The sequence below is a fragment of the Tolypothrix campylonemoides VB511288_2 genome, from assembly GCF_045999855.1.
Taxonomy (GTDB): Bacteria; Cyanobacteriota; Cyanobacteriia; order Cyanobacteriales; family Nostocaceae; genus Scytonema; species Scytonema bouteillei_A.
This window is the reverse complement of record NZ_JBFPMW010000002.1, coordinates 303,854-320,770: the sequence shown is the minus strand read 5'-3', so window position 1 is coordinate 320,770 and position 16,917 is coordinate 303,854. Positions and strand designations below refer to the sequence as shown.

Genomic DNA, 16,917 nt, shown 5'->3' with positions numbered 1-16,917 from the left:
TAGCTATTAGCCATTAGCTATTAGCAATTAGCAATTAGCAATGAGCAAAAAAGTTGTTGTTACTGGTATTGGTCTTGTTTCCGCTTTAGGTAAAAGTTTAGAGGAAAGCTGGCAACAGTTAATTGCGGGTAAATCTGGAATTAAGCTGTTTCAACCGTTTCCAGAATTAAAACCCTATCCTCTGGGGATGATTGAGGAAGAACCAGCGAGATTAAGAACACTGACTCAGTTAATTGTTTCTCTGGCGTTACAAGATGCCAAGCTATTCCTACCTTTAGTTGATTGTGGAGTTGTTATTGGTTCGAGCCGCAGCAATCAAGGTTTGTGGGAGCAGATGGCACAGATGTGGGAAAAAACGGACAAGGTAGACAAGGGGGACAAGGTAGACAATTCTTGCTTGTCTTCTCACTCTCCTAGTGTCTGCTTGGAAGATTGGTTAGAAACTTTGCCCCACATGAACGCGATCGCTGTCGCACGCCACATTGGTTCTTGTGGACCCGTGTTAGTTCCTATGGCTGCTTGCTCTACGGGAATTTGGGCGCTCGCACAAGCAGTCAATCTCATTCAAACCGGACAATGTCAGCGAGCGATCGCAGGTGCAGTGGAAGCGTCGGTAACACCTCTCACCCTGACTGGGTTTCAACAAATGGGGGCTTTAGCAAAAACAGGAGCTTATCCTTTTGATTTAAACCGAGAAGGTTTGGCGTTAGCAGAAGGCGGTGCTGTCTTTGTCTTAGAGTCAGAGGAATTGGCAAAACAGCGTCAAGCTAAAATTTACGGTCAAATCCTCAGTTTTGCTTTGACAGCAGATGCATATCATGCTAACGCTCCCGAACCAGAAGGAAGGGGTGCAAAACTAGCGATCGCACAATGTTTAAATCGGGCTTGCTTAACCTTCAATGATATTGATTACATTCACGCGCACGGTACAGCAACGCAAATGAACGATCGCATGGAGAGCAAAGTTATACAACATTTGTTTCCGCAAGGTGTCGCAGTGAGTTCAACTAAAGGAGCTACAGGTCATACTTTAGGAGCATCGGGAGCCTTGGGTGTTGCCTTTTCTCTCATGGCATTACAGCATCAAATTATACCTCCTTGTGTTGGATTGAGCCATCCTGAATACGATTTAGATTTGGTAAAAGAAGCACGTCCGAGAAAAATTCACAACGTGCTTTGTTTGAATTTTGGCTTTGGCGGGCAAAATGCAGTAGTGGCTTTGGCAAAAAACCACTACTCTTAATATTTTGTTAAGCAAATAATTTGTTAATGGTATCGCGATAGCGTTCCATAACAATTGGACGCCGTATTTTCATTGTTTGGGTCATCATGCCATTACCAATAGAAAATGGCTCAAGAATCAAGTAGAATGAACCAATGGTGTCACTAGCACAGTAGCCCGGTCTGTTTTGCACCTCACGAATTAATTCTTGACGGAATAAGTTCTGAACTGTTTTACTGTTGAGGTCAATTTCTTGAAAATTCAAGTTGTTAGCAGCAGCCCACTGCTGTAAAGCATCCAAATTAGGAACAATTACAGCTCCAAGAGCTCGGCGATCTTGTCCCACTAGCATAATCTGGTCGATATAAGGGCTCCGCCGACAAGCATCTTCAATTGGCTGAGGCTCTATATTTTCCCCATTCGTTAAAACAATCGTATCCTTTGCTCTTCCTGTCAGCACCAAATCATTGTCGGCTGTTAACCAACCCAAATCGCCAGTATTAAACCAACCCTCTGAGTCAATAACATTGGCTGTTGCTTCGGGGTTATTATGATAGCCCTTCATAATTTGCGGTCCTCTTACCAAAACTAAACCAATTTTTTCGGTTGGGAGAGGTTGACGGGTTTCAAGGTCAACAATTTTAATTTCTGTACCTGGAAGCGGTAATCCACATGAGCCACGTAAATTTTGCCAAGGACGACGGATAGTAACCACAGGAGCAGTTTCTGTTAAGCCGTAGCCGACGAGAATTTGAAAACCAATTATTTCAAAGAAGTTTTCCAAATGCATTGCTAAGGAACTACCACCGCTAATGACTTGCTTAATTTGACCACCAGTTGCAGCAATAACTTTTTGATACAACAGCCGTTCTGCCAAAGCGTGAAACGGTAAAAAAACAAATGTTTGAATTTTGGCTAATAGGCTTTTGAAAGGTAACAAGTTACCCTGATTGAGATCCAATCCAGACACAATTCTGCGAACCTCTATATAACGTTGGCTCATAGTTAGGAGAAAGTTAACTAGCCGTTGCTGATTTGGAGGTTGTTCTCGAAACTGCTTTTGTACTCCTTCATAAAGTGATTCCCACAATCGCGGTACACCAGCCATGTACCTGGGTTTAAAGTCTTTGAGGTCTTGCTTGAAATAACGGATGTTAGTGTAAATTTGATGACAACCTTGAGAAAGAAAAAAGTATTCTATGGAGCGCTCGTAAACATGCCATGTTGGTAAGAGCGTAAGTACGCGATCTCCTACTTGCGGTTGAAGTGCCACACCAAGAGTTGCGATTTGGTGTAGAAAGTTGCTATGAGTTAGCATAACTCCCTTAGGTTTGCCACCTGTTCCAGAGGTATACATGAGGGTAGCCAAGGAATCTCGGTTTCGATCGACTTTCTGTAGGGAATACGTCGAGCCGAGTGCTATCAGCATCTGATAGTTAAGTATTTTCAGAGTATTATCATGATTCGGCTCTTCATCAGATAACAGGACGACAAACTGAATTGGTAAAGAATATATCTGTGGACACAATTTTTCTAATGTTGCGTAGTTTTCTACAACTAAAGCGTTGCTGCTACTGTCTGCCAAGATAAACAGTAGCTCCTCTCGATCTGCTTGAGAACCCCGCACCGCGTTAACTGCACCAGCCAGCATAATGCCCTGATCTGCAATAAACCAACGGGGGCTGTTGTCTGAAAACAGAGCGATGTAAGGTATATTTGTCTCTCCAGGGCTAGAATGCGATCGCGAAGCGCAAGCCGTACCCGGCTTATCGCACTCCCAATGCTTGTAAGCCAGCCGCGAACAATTGAATTTGCCGATACAATTGAGTGTATGTAAAAACGCTTTCTGGACTGGCATGGGGATCGACAAGGGCAGTACTTTGACCAAATTGCTCGTGTGCCAGTTGCCAAATATCAGGTAATAACTCTATAGAAGAGTAATCTGCCAAATCTTTTATAGCTATTTGCTCTTGCTGAGTGAAGTGTAATGCGTAGTTAGAGACAGACGAAGAATTTACCATAGAAGCACAAAAAAATTTTGATTGTGAGGCTGAAGTCATCCCCGTGACTTATTGCTCGATACCCATAGACCATTACGCTGAACCGTACTTGAGAAGGTTTTGCATCTCCACACGTTCTTCACAAAAAATAGATATGATATATAAAAGTCGATAAATCTTAAAAATTATTTATCAATGCTGGTTTCTTCCTCTGGCTTGTCCAAGGTCAAAGACTCAGTAAGGGAAAAAGTTTTTTTCGGTAACGAACCGACTACCGAGTTAGTCGCCATTCTTACCGTTTACTTTGTTCAAGGCATTTTAGGATTAGCACGTCTTGCCGTTAGCTTCTTCCTTAAGGATGAATTGGGATTAACCCCAGCTCAAGTTTCGGCACTGTTAGGTATAGTTGCTCTTCCCTGGATTATCAAGCCGCTATTTGGTTTTATTTCGGATGGGTTGCCAATATTTGGCTACCGACGCCGACCTTATTTAGTGCTGTCAGGAATACTGGGAGCAACTTCTTGGGTTAGTCTTGCCACAGTCGTTCATACACCAATAGCTGCTACGCTGGCGATCGCACTGGGTTCCCTTTCAGTTGCTGTCAGTGATGTCATTGTTGACTCATTAGTGGTCGAAAGAGCAAGAACGGAATCCCAAGCAGAAGCAGGTTCTCTACAGTCTTTGACTTGGGGTGCATCCGCTTTAGGAAGTTTGATTACAGCGTACTTTAGTGGTTTGTTACTACAGCACTTCACTACCCGCACCGTATTTTGGATCACGGCAACATTCCCGCTGCTTGTCTCTGCTGTGGCTTGGTTGATTGCTGAATCACCCATTGTTAGAGACGTAAATAACAGCGATAAGCCGGGTACGGCTTGCGCCAGGGGCGAACGTACACATTTTGTTAACATCAAGCATCAAGTCGGACAACTGCGTAAAGCCATTACTCAGAAAGCAATTTGGCTACCGACATTATTTCTGTTCCTATGGCAAGCCACACCAACGGCAGACTCAGCCTTCTTCTTCTTTACTACCAACGAACTGCACTTTGAACCCGAATTTTTAGGACGGGTGCGTTTGGTAACAAGTGTTGCATCCTTGATTGGGATTTGGATTTTTCAGCGTTTCCTCAAAACTGTTCCCTACAGAGTGATTTTTGGTTGGAGTACAGTCCTCTCAGCAGTGTTAGGAATGACAATGCTGCTGCTAGTTACTCATACCAACCGCGCTTTAGGTATAGATGACCACTGGTTTAGTTTGGGTGACAGTCTCATTTTAACTGTTATGGGGCAAATTGCTTATATGCCCGTTTTAGTACTAGCCGCAAGGCTTTGTCCCGCAGGTGTGGAAGCAACATTATTTGCCCTCCTAATGTCCGTCACAAACTTAGCAGGATTGGTTTCCTACGAATTGGGGGCGGGATTGATGCACTTGATGGGTATCACCGAATCGAATTTTGATTCTTTATGGTTGTTAGTTCTGATTACAAACTTCAGCACGTTGCTACCATTGCCATTTATTAAATGGTTACCTTCCTCCGACTCTCCAACTGAGACATCAGAAACACAAAAATTACAATCTGCATCCGCACAAATACTACCATCAGTTCCCACTATAGAAGGAGAACAACCTTTTATACCTGAATTATTGTCTGAGTTAAGAGTACAACAGCCAGAATCAGTTGAATAACGAGTTCGTGGTTAGTCGTTAGTAGTAAGCCACCAACCACTAACCACTAACAAATAACAATTAACTACCAACAATATGCAGTCTTTTCAACTCTACGAAAGAGCCTCTACGGTTCCAGAAAAATCATACACTCGCGCTAGTTGGCAAGCAGGGTATCAGTCTCTCAAACAAGAGTTTGATTATTGGATTGATGATATAGAAGGGGAAATTCCCCCGGAACTTCACGGCACCTTATTTAGAAATGGTCCGGGATTGCTAGACATTAACGGTCAACGCATTCATCACCCTTTTGATGGGGATGGCATGATTTCTCGTGTCACCTTTTTTGATGGACGCGCCCATTTCAGCAACCGCCATGTTCGCACGGCTGCGTACTTAGAAGAACAGAAAGCTGGTAAGATTCTCTACCGGGGTGTTTTTGGTACGCAAAAGCCCGGTGGCGTGCTGGCAAATGCCTTTGATTTCCGGCTTAAAAATATTGCCAACACCAACGTAATTTATTGGGGTGGAAAATTGCTTGCTCTGTGGGAAGCAGCTGACCCCCACCGCCTCGATCCTTACACACTAGAGACGTTAGGAAAAGAACACTTTAATGGTGTTTTATCGGAAGGTGAGGCTTTCTCCGCCCATCCCCGTTTTGACCCCAGTTCTAGTGATGATGGGATGCCACGACTGGTTAACTTTTCTATCAAGCCGGGACTCTCCACAACAATTACTATTTTTGAGCTAAACGATAAAGGCGAAGTCGTTAGCAAACACCCTCACAGCGTACCTGGTTTTGCTTTTATCCACGATTTTGCTATCACTCCAAATTACTGCATCTTCTTTCAGAATCCCGTAACCTTCAATCCCTTACCTTTTGTGTTGGGAATGCGTGGTGCTGGAGAGTGTATTAAGTTTCAGCCACACCAACCGACTCGCATCATCATTATTTCCCGCAACCCGAAACAGAAAGGAGTTCAGATTATAGAAACTCAATCTGGGTTTGTGTTCCACCATGCCAACGCTTTTGAAGTGGGGGATGAAGTTGTGGTTGACTCTATTTGTTACGAATCGCTTCCAGAAGTGGAACCGGAAAGCGATTTTCGGGAAGTTGATTTTGATGCCCTTCAACCGGGACAATTGTGGCGCTTCCATCTCAATCTCAAACAGAAAACCGTGCAAAGACAGTTGCTGGAAAGCCAGTGCTGTGAGTTTCCTACCATGCACGCCGACAAAGTTGGGCGTCCGTACCGTTACTTATATATGGGTGCAGCACACGCAAGGAGTGGGAACGCACCATTGCAGGCATTTTTGAAAGTTGATTTAGAATCTGGCAAGCGACAACTTTGGAGTGCCGCACCTCATGGTTTTGCTAGCGAACCTATTTTTGTACCGCGTCGGGGTTCTGAAAGAGAAGATGACGGCTGGGTAGTGGGTTTGGTGTACGATTCTACCCACCATCGTTCGGATGTCGTTATTTTAGACGCCAAAGACTTTGAGCGGGGTGCGATCGCAAAATTGCATCTCAAGCACCATGTACCTTATGGTTTACACGGTAACTTTGTCTCGGAATGTTTTCTTTAAAAATTGCATAATAATTGGTGGTCAGTTTGCCTGACTTTTCACCGGATGTGGAAAAGGAAAAGTGGTTCGCGAGTATTAATGGCGAACCAAACCCTCATATTGGTTTTTGGGTGCGCTTTCTGTTGTAAAGTGCCTAATAATGCACTGTTGACTAGACAAAGTTAATAATTTTTCAGGGGATAAATTTGACAATTGTAGTACTAAAGTCCTGAAATCTTCTGGTGATAATGCTAACAATAGTTCAATAATTGCTTGTAGCTCGTTATCTAAGGTCCCAAACCGCATTTGGAGTAAGTTTTCTATAATACGACGTTCTCTCTCAATCCTTTCCTGTCTACCAAGTTGTATAACTTCTGCCAAACGTTGTTCATAAATCTATCGGAACTGCATAACTAAGTCTCTATCTTCGGTGTATAAATATGGATGTTGGTTTGTTTGTATCAGTACCGTTACCATCATCAGTAGCAGTAAAAGTAACGTTGTACTTACCAGCACTGCTATATACCAATTTCCAATCAAACATTGCCATGATTGGAATGAATATGGCACTATCTGGTAAATGTTATTTTATTGTTGACTAAATCTCCTCAATAAATCCTCACGAGATAATTGTATCAATAAAGAAGTAAATTCTTCAGGTGGTAATGCTAATAAAGGTTCAATAATTGTTTGTAGCTCGTTATCTAAAGTCTTAAACCGAACTCTAAGTAAGTTTTCTATAGTTGTGCGACGTTCATTTTGAACTCCAAGCTGTATTCCTTCTAGTCTACCTTCCTCTCTACCAAGTTGTGTAGCTTCTGCCAAGCGTTGTTCATAAATTGGTGATAACTGCATAACTAAATCCCTATCTTCTACATCTAAATTCTGACTTACTTCTAAAGTAGTTTTCAAATTTGCCAATAAATCTATAGCTTTACCACGTAAAGGATTTTTAACATCCAGTGTCTTGACTTCCTCAATTGCCCGTTGTTGTACTCTTCCTTTACCCAATAATCTCAACCAAAGTGTTTCTGGAATTACTGGTAATTGATGAATTACTACCACTGCCGTTCTTAAAGAATCTCCGAGAAAATATATCCCAGGCAACCAGTTCTCTACATCAGGTTTTGCGTTAAATCCTTCTAAAAAATCTTCACTGGCTGTAGGGGAAAGAATCCATAACCTTGGTAAAGAATCTTCATCTAATCTTGTTTCATTACGTTTTGCTTCGCGTTCGAGGCGGGCACAAGTATCAAATAACTTACCCATACAACTGCGAACTTCTGACTTTGTTACCGCGTTACGGAAAGGTTCGATTAGTGCTGCCGTATCAGTAAATCTTCCTAATAAACCCAGTATTTGTTTATCAATTTGTGGTTGGGATGATGGTGCAAAGTAAACATCGATTTCTCTTACTTCTCCTGCCACATCTCTACTTGTTTCTACTGAGCCTAATGGTGATAATAATTCCTGAAGATAGTCCTTGCAAACTGATCGTAAGGAAATCTTGTCATTTTACTTTACAATGCCTTACTTGAAGTCTACTGTTTAATGAAACATACACTACTATATATATGGTATATAATATAATATCATGTCTCCGCAAAATCACGTCGCATACAGTAATCTAAAGTTAGGCAGACAGTAGCACCATCAACTCTTGATGCCACGGTAATGGTAATATTGAAAGTAAGGCGGCAATTATTTTTGCTTGCAGTTTCAGGGGAATTGCCTTGTATGAGGTGAGAGTATCAGATGAAATTTGCTGCGATCGCAACTCCTGTTGGTATCAAAATATTATCAACTTCTTTTGGGCTACAAGCTTCTATAAGAGTAGCAATGACTGCTAGGAAAAAAATCCTTGTCAAATTAACTTGATTCGGTATTACAAGCCAAACAAAAAAGACACTAGCAACGAAGGCAAAAATCAACATTGAAAAGCTACCTTCTAGTGTTTTGGAACTTAAAATCGTGTATTTTATTTTGCCAATTCGATACCCAACTATTGGTGCAACACCATCACCCCAACCCAGGCTCGCCATCGCCACAATTCCCGCAAAATTTTTATACAAGAAAGTACCGCAAAGAGTGGCAACAATAACAAAAAAAAGCGGTCCTTTCAGAAGTTCACGCCTATCTCCCGTGCGCGTCATAGTTATCACAGCTTCATCATCTGGGTTGGCAAACAGACCTTTCTGAACTAAAAGCACAATCCACACTACAAAAATTGTTACATTCATATACTTAGACCAGTGGAGATCGTTATAAAGAGTTAAAAATCCAATAGTAGAGCCTGCACCAATATGAACAATTTTTCGACTAATATCTTGTGGTAATTTAAGTTTCAAAACACCAAAATTCAAGATTGCTAGCAATCCAAATACGTAAACAAATGTTAGTGCTGTAGCTATCAAATTTCCTAGTAACGGGCTAACGTTTAAGGCTAGAGATAACATTTTAAAGATCTCCTCCTTTCTGAAAAAATTGTTGCAAAATTTCCCCCGGTTTTCGATCCCAAGTGTCGGTATGATCGTAAATTAAAGCATTTTTGTCGAGTCTGTAAGTTGAGTAACCATTAAAATAGAGTTTAGCTTTCCAAGGAACACGCAAAATACCGCGAACAGTCCATTTTGCTAAGATGGTATCCTTGTCCGATTGAGAGACTTCATGTAAATCGAAGAAAATTTTAATAAAAAAAAGTTGTGCGTGGAATCGTAAAGTCCAAAAAATGATGCGGTAGCTTAATTTCCCCTTGAACTTATTCACGGGGTCTTGAAAAGATATATCTTGCGTGTAAATGTCGTAAGATATATCTTTTTCAAACAATGTTGGTAAATCTTGTTTGAGAGTCTCTATAATTCTTTCTACTTGAAAGTCCCGTTCCACACCATCACTCCCCAAATCCTAAAAAAGATTCTTCAGAAAATCTTGTAGCTTTTGAAAAACAGAAAATGAAGGTTTATTGATTACTTTACCTCGATTTAAGTCTAATAGGGAAGGAAATGCGACACATTGAGAGTAGGGACCTTGTCGCAACACTTGCGCTAGAGCATTATTGTTTTCTCGCAAACCTTCATAGAAAAAAAAGACTTCACCTGAAATACCAAGAGTACGATTGTACTGAATACTTTGTAATAGGTACTGCGAGCTGATGCGGTAAGAACCCACTTTCATGAGAATCCCTGGTGCTAATCTTGGCAGTGTAGCGTCCGTGAACTGCTCCGTGATGAGTCGATCGACAATTCCTTTATATGCAGCAAAGTCTCGTCGATAAATTTGCGGATGAATAATATCTACTAACCCCTTTTCTATCCAGGTAGGAGAATCCTGTAAGTATTCTTTATACGCCCAGTCATAAATATTGGGAGCAACAGACACTATTAGGTTGGAATTGACAGCTTTTACTTCTTGATACAACAGGGCTAGAAACTGAGTCAGAATATCAGCACGCCATCGCAGCCATTGTTTGTCTTGGGAATTTGTCGGAGGTTCTTCCCCAAACTGCTGGCGATATTTGTCTGCGGTTTTGCGATCGCAACCACCTTCACTTGGCAAAGCAGGAAAGCGATCGTCACCTTGAATACCGTCTACTGCATAATTTTTAACGATTTCCAGCACTAAGCTTAACATAAAATTTTGAACTTCTGGGTCAAGAGCGTTTAACCACTCAAAACCGTTTTTTTTCAGTAAATTACCCTCACTGTCAATCGCCGCCCATTCTGGTTTTCTTGCGAGGAGTAATCCACCATTCAAGTTGTAGGAACTCGCAAATCCATATTCCAACCAAGGAATCACCTTTAGCCCTACCCGTTGCGCCTCAACAATCAATTCTGCTAGAGGATCGCGTCCAGTAAAAAGCGGCTGAATGTCTGTACCAAAGGTTTGTTGCATAACTTGACTCGGGTATATTGTTGTTCCTCTAGTCCAAACTACGGGAAAAACAACATTAAAACCCGTTTCAGCAAGGAATTGCATTGCTTCTGCAATGTTTTGCCGTGAATTGAGAACTTTGCTATCAGTAGCGGTCAGCCAAACGCCTCGTATTTCTGGGTTGTGATTTGTCATTTGTGAGTTGTAAGTTGTGAGTTGTGAGTTGTGAGTTGTTAGTGGTTAGCTGTCATACCACTAACAAATAACAACTAACCTAACGACTAACCTCCTTAACGCGTCATGACATGACGGTATCGCGCTTGAATAACCATGTAAATGCCATATGCAATCAAACCCAGCGCAACAATACCTAAAAGCCAGGGACCGTAAGGTTGTTGTGCTAGCGTTTGCAAAGCCAAATCCAACCCACCTGCTTTACTAGCATCTGACAATGTTGCAGCTTGAATTAAAAACCAACCAATAATACAAAAAACTATACCCCTCGCTAGTAAACCAAATCTAGAAATACCCATGACCAACTTTCGTTCTGAATCATCTAATTCACTTAGATTAAGGTGTCGTCGAAATTTTGCACTAAAGGCTTGATAAAATTCGTAGAAACCCAAGCCAATAGTCAATGCTCCTATAGTACCAACTAACCATTGACCGAACGGCTGAGAAAGAAGTCTTGCTGTCCAATCTTGTGTAGAGTTAGTACTCGCAGAGTTGCTATTTCCCAAGACAATACGTACAGCACTCAAAGCTAGACCAGCATATATAAAACCATTAATTGCATAACCAATTCTCTGTGCTAATCCTTTAGCATCAGTACCTTTATTTTCTGGATCTTTGATTGCTTGTACAAAACGCAAAATGACATATCCAATTAACCCAATTGCGACTAAAGCAAGCAAAAACTTCCCAAAGGGTTGACTAACAATTGTTTGCAACGCTCCTTGAGTATCGGTTGTTTTTCCACCACTACCAAAAGCCACTTGTGCTGCTAGCAGTCCAACAATGCTATAAACTATTCCTTTAGAGATATAACCAAATCGAGCCAGTTTCTCAATCCATGTTGAGCGGTAACCTATTAGCTGTTGTGCCATATTATTTAAATAGTGTAATTCTGGGTAAATATTTATCAGTTCCATTCAAGTCATGCATCTATCTAAGGGAAAAGCCAAGGTAAGAAGTTAGTTGAGAAGTTAGTTAATAAAATTAAAGAAACACTTAGAGGATTCTAAAAATGTTTGTTACACAAGAGACTTGGAAGCACGAATATATTCTTACCAACGGGGTGAAACTGCATTATGTAACTCAGGGTACGGGTCCTTTAATGTTGATGTTGCACGGATTTCCTGAATTTTGGTATTCCTGGCGTCATCAAATACCAGAATTTGCCAAAGATTTTAAAGTCGTTGCTCTTGACTTGCGGGGATACAATGACAGTGATAAGCCAAAAAATCAATCGGCTTATGTAATGGATGAATTTGTTAGGGATATTGAGGGAGTTGTTACAGGCTTAGGATATGAAAAGTGTACTTTAGTGGGACATGATTGGGGAGGTGCGATCGCGTGGAATTTCGCTTATTCTTATCCTGAGATGATAGAAAGATTAATTATCCTCAATTTGCCCCATCCTGCAAAATTCCGTGAAGGATTGCAGACTCCACAACAGTTGTTACGCAGTTCTTATGCCTTCTTTTTTCAACTTCCCAGTTTACCAGAATTTCTCATACAAGCTTCAGATTATCAAGCCATAGAAAATGCCTTTAGAGGTTTGGCAATTAACAAAAATGCTTTTACTAAAGAAGATATTGAAGCTTATAAAAATGCAGCAGCAAAACGAGGTGCTTTAACAGCAATGTTAAATTACTACCGCAACATTTCCCAACAAAAAATACTCAATACCAGTTGGGGTGTTTTAGAAGTGCCAACATTAATGATTTGGGCAGAAAATGATACTGCTCTTGGTAAAGAACTGACCTACGGTACGGAAGCTTATGTAAGAGATTTGCAAATTAAATACATTCCCAACTGCAGCCATTGGGTACAGCAAGAGCAGCCTCAAGTAGTCAATCAGTATATGCGTGAGTTTTTAAAAAGCTGATTTTTTGGAAGAGGCTGCAAGAAACCCAACTTCTTTAAAGATACAGTTAGTGGTCGATCGCATTAATTCTGATGAGTCAACTCATTTTTCTTCTCTATGTTCCGGTGGCTGAGCCACTAGAACATAGAGAGGTAGGGGTCTGAGCGATCGTTCGCCAACAGCTTTCTTTAAGAAGTCCGCTTTCTGAGCAGATTACCTGCGCCGATCGCTAATTTCTTTCAGAAAATTTTTGACACCCAGGTGGTAATCTATGCCATTAAAACGAGGACTTTTAGCTTCTGTAATACTAAAGAGTTTCCAGAAGGCGTCCTTTTTCCTAAGTTGAGAAGCACGAGAGTATGATGCTTTTGCCAGATCGTAAATTTGTTTGGGATCGAGCGATCTCTTAACAAAAATGAAGGAATTACTAGCAACAGTGCTGACCGGAGTTTTTTGCCAAGGATAGATATTCGCAGGAATAATTTGAGGAGTGTAAAGAACAGAACCCTTTGCATAAGATTGCTGAGGAATTGTAAATTCCTGCTGATTGATTGGTAGCAATTTGAGCGTGGAACCATCCTTAGCAGAAATATTTTTTAGCAAAGGAGTCCCCAGACCAGCTGTGTAAAACGCTGCGTCTAGTTCTCCCTTGCTCACTTTTGCGATGGATTCTTTGATATCCATTGGTACAAGAGATTCCTGAGTGACATCTAAATTATGAAGTTGATAGAGAAAAATAGCACTAACATAAGTTCCAGAGTTTTCTAAACCTACAGCCACATTTTTACCTTTAAGGTCGGCGAAATTCTTGATTCCTGATGAAGTATTAACAATAAGATGAATGGTTTCACTGCTGACAGGCGCAAAAATTTGGATATTCTCAGCTAGCTTGGCTACATCTTTATCGCCAGTATTGCGAAGTAGATAGAAAGCGTCTTGTTGAGCAAACGCCATATCAGATCTTCCATTACCAATTTCAATCAAATTTTGAAAGGAACCTGGTGACCCTTCTTTAATTGCTAAATTAAATCCAGAGTTTTTCAAAACTTCGTTTAGCTCCGTTGCAGCTTGGTAATAAAGACTTGGCTGCTTTGTTGTTAGAAAAGATAACGAACCTTGCTGTGCAACAACAGGGTTTCCCGTTACCAAATTTCCTAACACAACTATAGAAGCTGTTAATAAGGCAAGAAATCCAAGGAATAAAGCCTTTTTGAGGTTAGACATACTTGCGAACATTTACGCGTAAAAGCAGGTGAAAGACGCTATGAAAATCCTAAATTATTTAATGAAAAATTGTAAGGTATGGAATGGAGGATAGTTACTTTAGCAGGATCTTAGTAACTTGTCTCCATTCCACTCAAATTTCAGAAATCAAATTAGGAATTTCAAGAGTACAAAGTAATAATATTGTTGTATATTTCTGATTGAGAAGCAACTTATTTAAGAAAGTCTAAAAAAACATAATATTATGTAGAGACACGCTATAGCGCGTCTCTACAGATGAATCTTAAGCTGTTTATAGAGAAGGAAAATTGAAGAACAAAGTTAAGAAATGAAGACTTTATCAGCTTTTTCTGAATAGCTTTGTATTTCTTAAATTAACTTACTTCTGACAACTGTCTTTCTACTGTAGGAGCCTCAAAAACTTGAGAGTAGCAGAAACCTGCCAAGATACCTCCTAAAATTGGAGCTACCCAGAAAAGCCACAACTGTTGAATCGCCCAACCACCAACAAAAATTGCTGGACCGAGGCTGCGAGCTGGATTCACTGATGTATTGGTTACAGGAATGCTAATCAGGTGAATGAGAGTTAAAGCTAAACCAATCGCAATTGGTGCAAAACCTTGAGGCGCACGGCGGTCGGTGGAACCTAAGATAATCATTAAAAACATGAAAGTGAATACTAGCTCAGCCAGGAAGCAAGCCAGTAAATTAAAACCACCAGGAGAATGATCCGCTCCAAAACCATTTGTTGCTAATGGATTGGAACCAGTTAATGTAAATCCTGATTGACCGGATGCTATCAAGTATACAACTCCCGCACCCAGTATGGCTCCAAAGACTTGCGAACCGATATAAACAGCTAACTCAGATCCGGGAAATCGCTTTGCAGCCCAAAGACCAAAAGAAACTGCGGGATTGAGGTGACAGCCTGAGATATGACCGATCGCATAAGCCATAGTCAGAACTGTTAAACCGAAGGCTAAAGAAACCCCAACTAATCCAATCCCTAAAGGAAATTTTGTACTCTCAGCAATTCTTGCAGCATCTGCTGTATAAGCTGCTGCTAAGACTGCACTACCACAGCCGCCTAACACTAACCAAAAAGTGCCTATAAACTCAGCTAAGCAACGCTTCACTAGTGGAGGTGTTACTGTCATAATTGTGTCCTCTTTGCAAAGGTTGGTCGAGTGAATGAATCAGTCTGCCAAGCAAGGTTCTAAAAATCAACTTATAACCCCTTAGAACTCAAGTACATTTACGCAGACTAAACACATAATAAGTGAAAAGATCTCTACCAATTCTTAATCCTTTCTGAAAAATTTGAAGCACTGTGGTACAGTATTGTGTCTAATGGCTGTCACCGATTCTTTTGTAATTAAAAAATATTAAGTTAAAGATGCCAGCCATATGCTTACCCTGTAAACTTTAATAATTTAAGAAAATTCTTTTAGGTTCAGCTATTTCAGAAAGATGAACCATACGCAAGATCCCAGAGCTATTGAAAAAGTCGGGGATTTGAGCAAACGTGAAAACCTTAACATTCAATATAAAATTTATTGAAAAATAGACTCAATATAACAGTGGAAGTTGAGTTGGAAAAACTAAGTCAAACCCTCCCCTCTTCTCCCTTTGAGCTAATATGAGAACTGAAATGCCTTACAGCTTGCTCCAGCCTTTTTGTATTAGTTCCACAGACATAATTGTGATGGAGGTGTCATGCGAGGAGTACTGTAGCGATACAACCCACTGACGTTTAATGACGCTTTGGGAAACAAAACCCAATGGATAGTACCATCAATACCTTCTTCAGTACGAATAATGTTTCCTTTGCCAAGTTTTAAGCGAACCTCGGAGTCCCACTCAACATTGGACTTTGATGTGTTGGGCTCGGGATTGACAGCCCATAAGATTTCTAGCGCTTCGCCTTGAATCGAGCTGTCATTAACTTCACCCCTAATGCAAATAAAACGATCCGAGTGGGGATAACCATAATATCCACTAACGCGATCGCCTGCTTTACTAAAGTTAAAACACACTCCTGCACCATCTTGCCAATCTCTAGGATCGGGTTGACTGCAAAATTGGTATTTGCCATTTGCTAGAGTGGCAATTCTAGTTTTATCTGAATCGTTTTTGTGGATTGATAAAACTGATGATGGGACTGTAACTTCTATCAACGTAGCTACTAACAGGGCTGCAATCACCACACTCAACCTCAAAAGATTTTGTTTTCGCACCCTCCGATTTTCCGTATTTTTATTCTCCCTCAAAACTGGGAGTGCTAGATATTGGGTACAGTAAAGGTAATGTTTTTTAGAATTTTTCTTATACAAATAGTTAACTATGTCAGGAGAAAAATCCGCGTCACAGGGGAGAACAACACGGCTGCAACCGGGTATGTTGTGGAAACGTGTCAAAGAACAGACTGAGTATGCTCTTGCAAAGCAATCTTTGGTGTCAATTCCTACAGAGTTTGAATTTGTTGAACAAGATGGCGTTCGCTTTCTAGTTAGGGTCTTATCGAATCTAGTTCGTAAGGATGCAGCTAAAAAAGAGCAACTCAAACAATTAACCCGTCCTGGGAAAGAATTCAATCCTTTTCTTCCTTACGAACGGGATTTGTTTGTAGCTGATATTTCAGAAACTCATGTATGTATTTTGAACAAATATAACGTAGTTGATTATCACTTACTGATAATTACTCGTGCTTTTGAAGAACAAGAAAGTTTACTGACTTTGGAAGATTTCGCTGCGGTGCGGGCTTGTCTGGAGGAAATTGATGGTTTGGTATTTTACAACGGTGGTAAAGATGCTGGTGCAAGTCAGAGACACAAGCACTTGCAATTGGTTCCACTTCCATTTATTCCAAGTGGTTCTCAGATACCAATAGAACCTCTACTCGCCTCTGCTCGGTTTCAAAGCTCCATAGCGACTATACCGCAACTGCCTTTTGTTAACTCATATGCCAGATTGGATGTCAAGGGTATGGAGTCACCATTAGCCACTGCTGAAGCTACTTTTGAGTGCTACCGTACCCTTCTCCAAAATTTAGGCATAGAAACCGCGCCGGGAAGTGAAAACAAGCAATCCGCTCCTTACAACCTGCTAGCGACGCGACAGTGGATGTTAATTGTGCCGCGATCGCAAGAGAGTTTTGGCTCGATTTCCGTTAACTCATTAGGATTTGCCGGTTCTTTGTTTGTGAAAAACGAGCAACAGATGCAACTTCTTAAAGACATTGGACCAATGACTCTTCTGAAGAAAGTTGCCATTTAACA

15 protein-coding genes and 1 pseudogene are annotated in these 16,917 nt (G+C 40.9%); 5 read left to right on the top strand and 11 right to left on the bottom strand.

Annotated features, from left to right (window positions below):
• Window positions 1-40 precede the first annotated feature (40 nt).
• Window positions 41-1,243 (top strand): beta-ketoacyl-ACP synthase, encoded by a 1,203-nt coding sequence (locus tag AB0756_RS05775; protein ID WP_038087285.1) that lies wholly within the window; start codon window positions 41-43, stop codon window positions 1,241-1,243.
• Between the two features lie 7 nt (window positions 1,244-1,250).
• Here the strand turns inward: AB0756_RS05775 and AB0756_RS05770 are convergent.
• A pseudogene (locus AB0756_RS05770) lies at window positions 1,251-3,243 on the bottom strand (AMP-binding protein).
• A 174-nt stretch (window positions 3,244-3,417) separates the two neighbouring features.
• Here AB0756_RS05770 and AB0756_RS05765 point away from each other — a divergent pair.
• On the top strand, window positions 3,418-4,911 hold the full coding sequence (locus tag AB0756_RS05765) for a folate/biopterin family MFS transporter (protein ID WP_038087289.1): 1,494 nt from the start codon (window positions 3,418-3,420) through the stop codon (window positions 4,909-4,911).
• Window positions 4,912-4,986: 75 nt separating this feature from the next.
• Complete coding sequence (locus AB0756_RS05760; protein ID WP_038087292.1) at window positions 4,987-6,477, top strand: carotenoid oxygenase family protein; 1,491 nt, start codon at window positions 4,987-4,989, stop codon at window positions 6,475-6,477.
• Window positions 6,478-6,552: 75 nt separating this feature from the next.
• Here the strand turns inward: AB0756_RS05760 and AB0756_RS05755 are convergent, their stop codons facing one another.
• The 7 genes from AB0756_RS05755 to AB0756_RS05725 form a co-directional block, all read right to left on the bottom strand.
• Window positions 6,553-6,837, bottom strand: a complete 285-nt coding sequence (locus tag AB0756_RS05755; RefSeq protein WP_050046323.1) for a hypothetical protein — start codon at window positions 6,835-6,837, stop codon at window positions 6,553-6,555.
• A 40-nt stretch (window positions 6,838-6,877) separates the two neighbouring features.
• A complete protein-coding gene (locus tag AB0756_RS05750) occupies window positions 6,878-7,006 on the bottom strand; it encodes a hypothetical protein (protein WP_272899723.1) in 129 nt (42 codons plus the stop codon).
• Window positions 7,007-7,044: 38 nt separating this feature from the next.
• Window positions 7,045-7,884, bottom strand: a complete 840-nt coding sequence (locus tag AB0756_RS05745; RefSeq protein ID WP_336604302.1) for an RpnC/YadD family protein — start codon at window positions 7,882-7,884, stop codon at window positions 7,045-7,047.
• A gap of 323 nt (window positions 7,885-8,207) precedes the next feature.
• Complete coding sequence (locus AB0756_RS05740) at window positions 8,208-8,912, bottom strand: diacylglycerol/polyprenol kinase family protein (RefSeq protein ID WP_038087299.1); 705 nt, start codon at window positions 8,910-8,912, stop codon at window positions 8,208-8,210.
• 1 nt (window position 8,913) lies between these two features.
• Window positions 8,914-9,342 carry a DUF2358 domain-containing protein gene (locus AB0756_RS05735; protein WP_050046322.1) on the bottom strand — a complete coding sequence of 143 codons (429 nt, stop codon included), beginning with the start codon at window positions 9,340-9,342 and terminating at the stop codon, window positions 8,914-8,916.
• 18 nt (window positions 9,343-9,360) lie between these two features.
• Window positions 9,361-10,521 (bottom strand): glycoside hydrolase family 10 protein, encoded by a 1,161-nt coding sequence (locus AB0756_RS05730; RefSeq protein WP_038087302.1) that lies wholly within the window; start codon window positions 10,519-10,521, stop codon window positions 9,361-9,363.
• A gap of 95 nt (window positions 10,522-10,616) precedes the next feature.
• The gene (locus AB0756_RS05725) at window positions 10,617-11,432 is read right to left on the bottom strand and encodes a DUF1206 domain-containing protein (RefSeq protein ID WP_038087483.1); all 816 of its coding nucleotides are present in this window, start codon (window positions 11,430-11,432) and stop codon (window positions 10,617-10,619) included.
• A gap of 140 nt (window positions 11,433-11,572) precedes the next feature.
• On the opposite strand from AB0756_RS05725, the gene AB0756_RS05720 reads away from it, so the two are divergent.
• Entirely contained in the window at window positions 11,573-12,436 is an 864-nt protein-coding gene (locus AB0756_RS05720) for an alpha/beta fold hydrolase (RefSeq protein WP_038087305.1), read from the top strand.
• A 192-nt stretch (window positions 12,437-12,628) separates the two neighbouring features.
• On the opposite strand, the gene AB0756_RS05715 is transcribed toward AB0756_RS05720, so the two are convergent.
• From AB0756_RS05715 to AB0756_RS05705, 3 genes are all read right to left on the bottom strand, one after another.
• Entirely contained in the window at window positions 12,629-13,639 is a 1,011-nt protein-coding gene (locus tag AB0756_RS05715) for a TAXI family TRAP transporter solute-binding subunit (protein WP_038087308.1), read from the bottom strand.
• 374 nt (window positions 13,640-14,013) lie between these two features.
• Complete coding sequence (aqpZ, locus tag AB0756_RS05710) at window positions 14,014-14,796, bottom strand: aquaporin Z (RefSeq protein ID WP_038087311.1); 783 nt, start codon at window positions 14,794-14,796, stop codon at window positions 14,014-14,016.
• 525 nt (window positions 14,797-15,321) lie between these two features.
• Complete coding sequence (locus tag AB0756_RS05705; protein WP_038087313.1) at window positions 15,322-15,876, bottom strand: hypothetical protein; 555 nt, start codon at window positions 15,874-15,876, stop codon at window positions 15,322-15,324.
• 106 nt (window positions 15,877-15,982) lie between these two features.
• On the opposite strand from AB0756_RS05705, the gene AB0756_RS05700 reads away from it, so the two are divergent.
• Entirely contained in the window at window positions 15,983-16,915 is a 933-nt protein-coding gene (locus tag AB0756_RS05700) for an ATP adenylyltransferase family protein (protein WP_038087317.1), read from the top strand.
• Window positions 16,916-16,917: the final 2 nt, after the last annotated feature.

Coding starts and splice junctions, on each gene's coding strand:
- AB0756_RS05720 (WP_038087305.1), top strand. CDS start 11,573: ATGTTTGTTACACAAGAGACTTGGAAGCACGAATATATTCTTACCAAC.
- AB0756_RS05715 (WP_038087308.1), bottom strand. CDS start 13,639: ATGTCTAACCTCAAAAAGGCTTTATTCCTTGGATTTCTTGCCTTATTA.
- AB0756_RS05740 (WP_038087299.1), bottom strand. CDS start 8,912: ATGTTATCTCTAGCCTTAAACGTTAGCCCGTTACTAGGAAATTTGATA.
- AB0756_RS05760 (WP_038087292.1), top strand. CDS start 4,987: ATGCAGTCTTTTCAACTCTACGAAAGAGCCTCTACGGTTCCAGAAAAA.
- AB0756_RS05765 (WP_038087289.1), top strand. CDS start 3,418: ATGCTGGTTTCTTCCTCTGGCTTGTCCAAGGTCAAAGACTCAGTAAGG.
- AB0756_RS05750 (WP_272899723.1), bottom strand. CDS start 7,006: ATGGCAATGTTTGATTGGAAATTGGTATATAGCAGTGCTGGTAAGTAC.
- aqpZ (WP_038087311.1), bottom strand. CDS start 14,796: ATGACAGTAACACCTCCACTAGTGAAGCGTTGCTTAGCTGAGTTTATA.
- AB0756_RS05775 (WP_038087285.1), top strand. CDS start 41: ATGAGCAAAAAAGTTGTTGTTACTGGTATTGGTCTTGTTTCCGCTTTA.
- AB0756_RS05730 (WP_038087302.1), bottom strand. CDS start 10,521: ATGACAAATCACAACCCAGAAATACGAGGCGTTTGGCTGACCGCTACT.
- AB0756_RS05725 (WP_038087483.1), bottom strand. CDS start 11,432: ATGGCACAACAGCTAATAGGTTACCGCTCAACATGGATTGAGAAACTG.
- AB0756_RS05700 (WP_038087317.1), top strand. CDS start 15,983: ATGTCAGGAGAAAAATCCGCGTCACAGGGGAGAACAACACGGCTGCAA.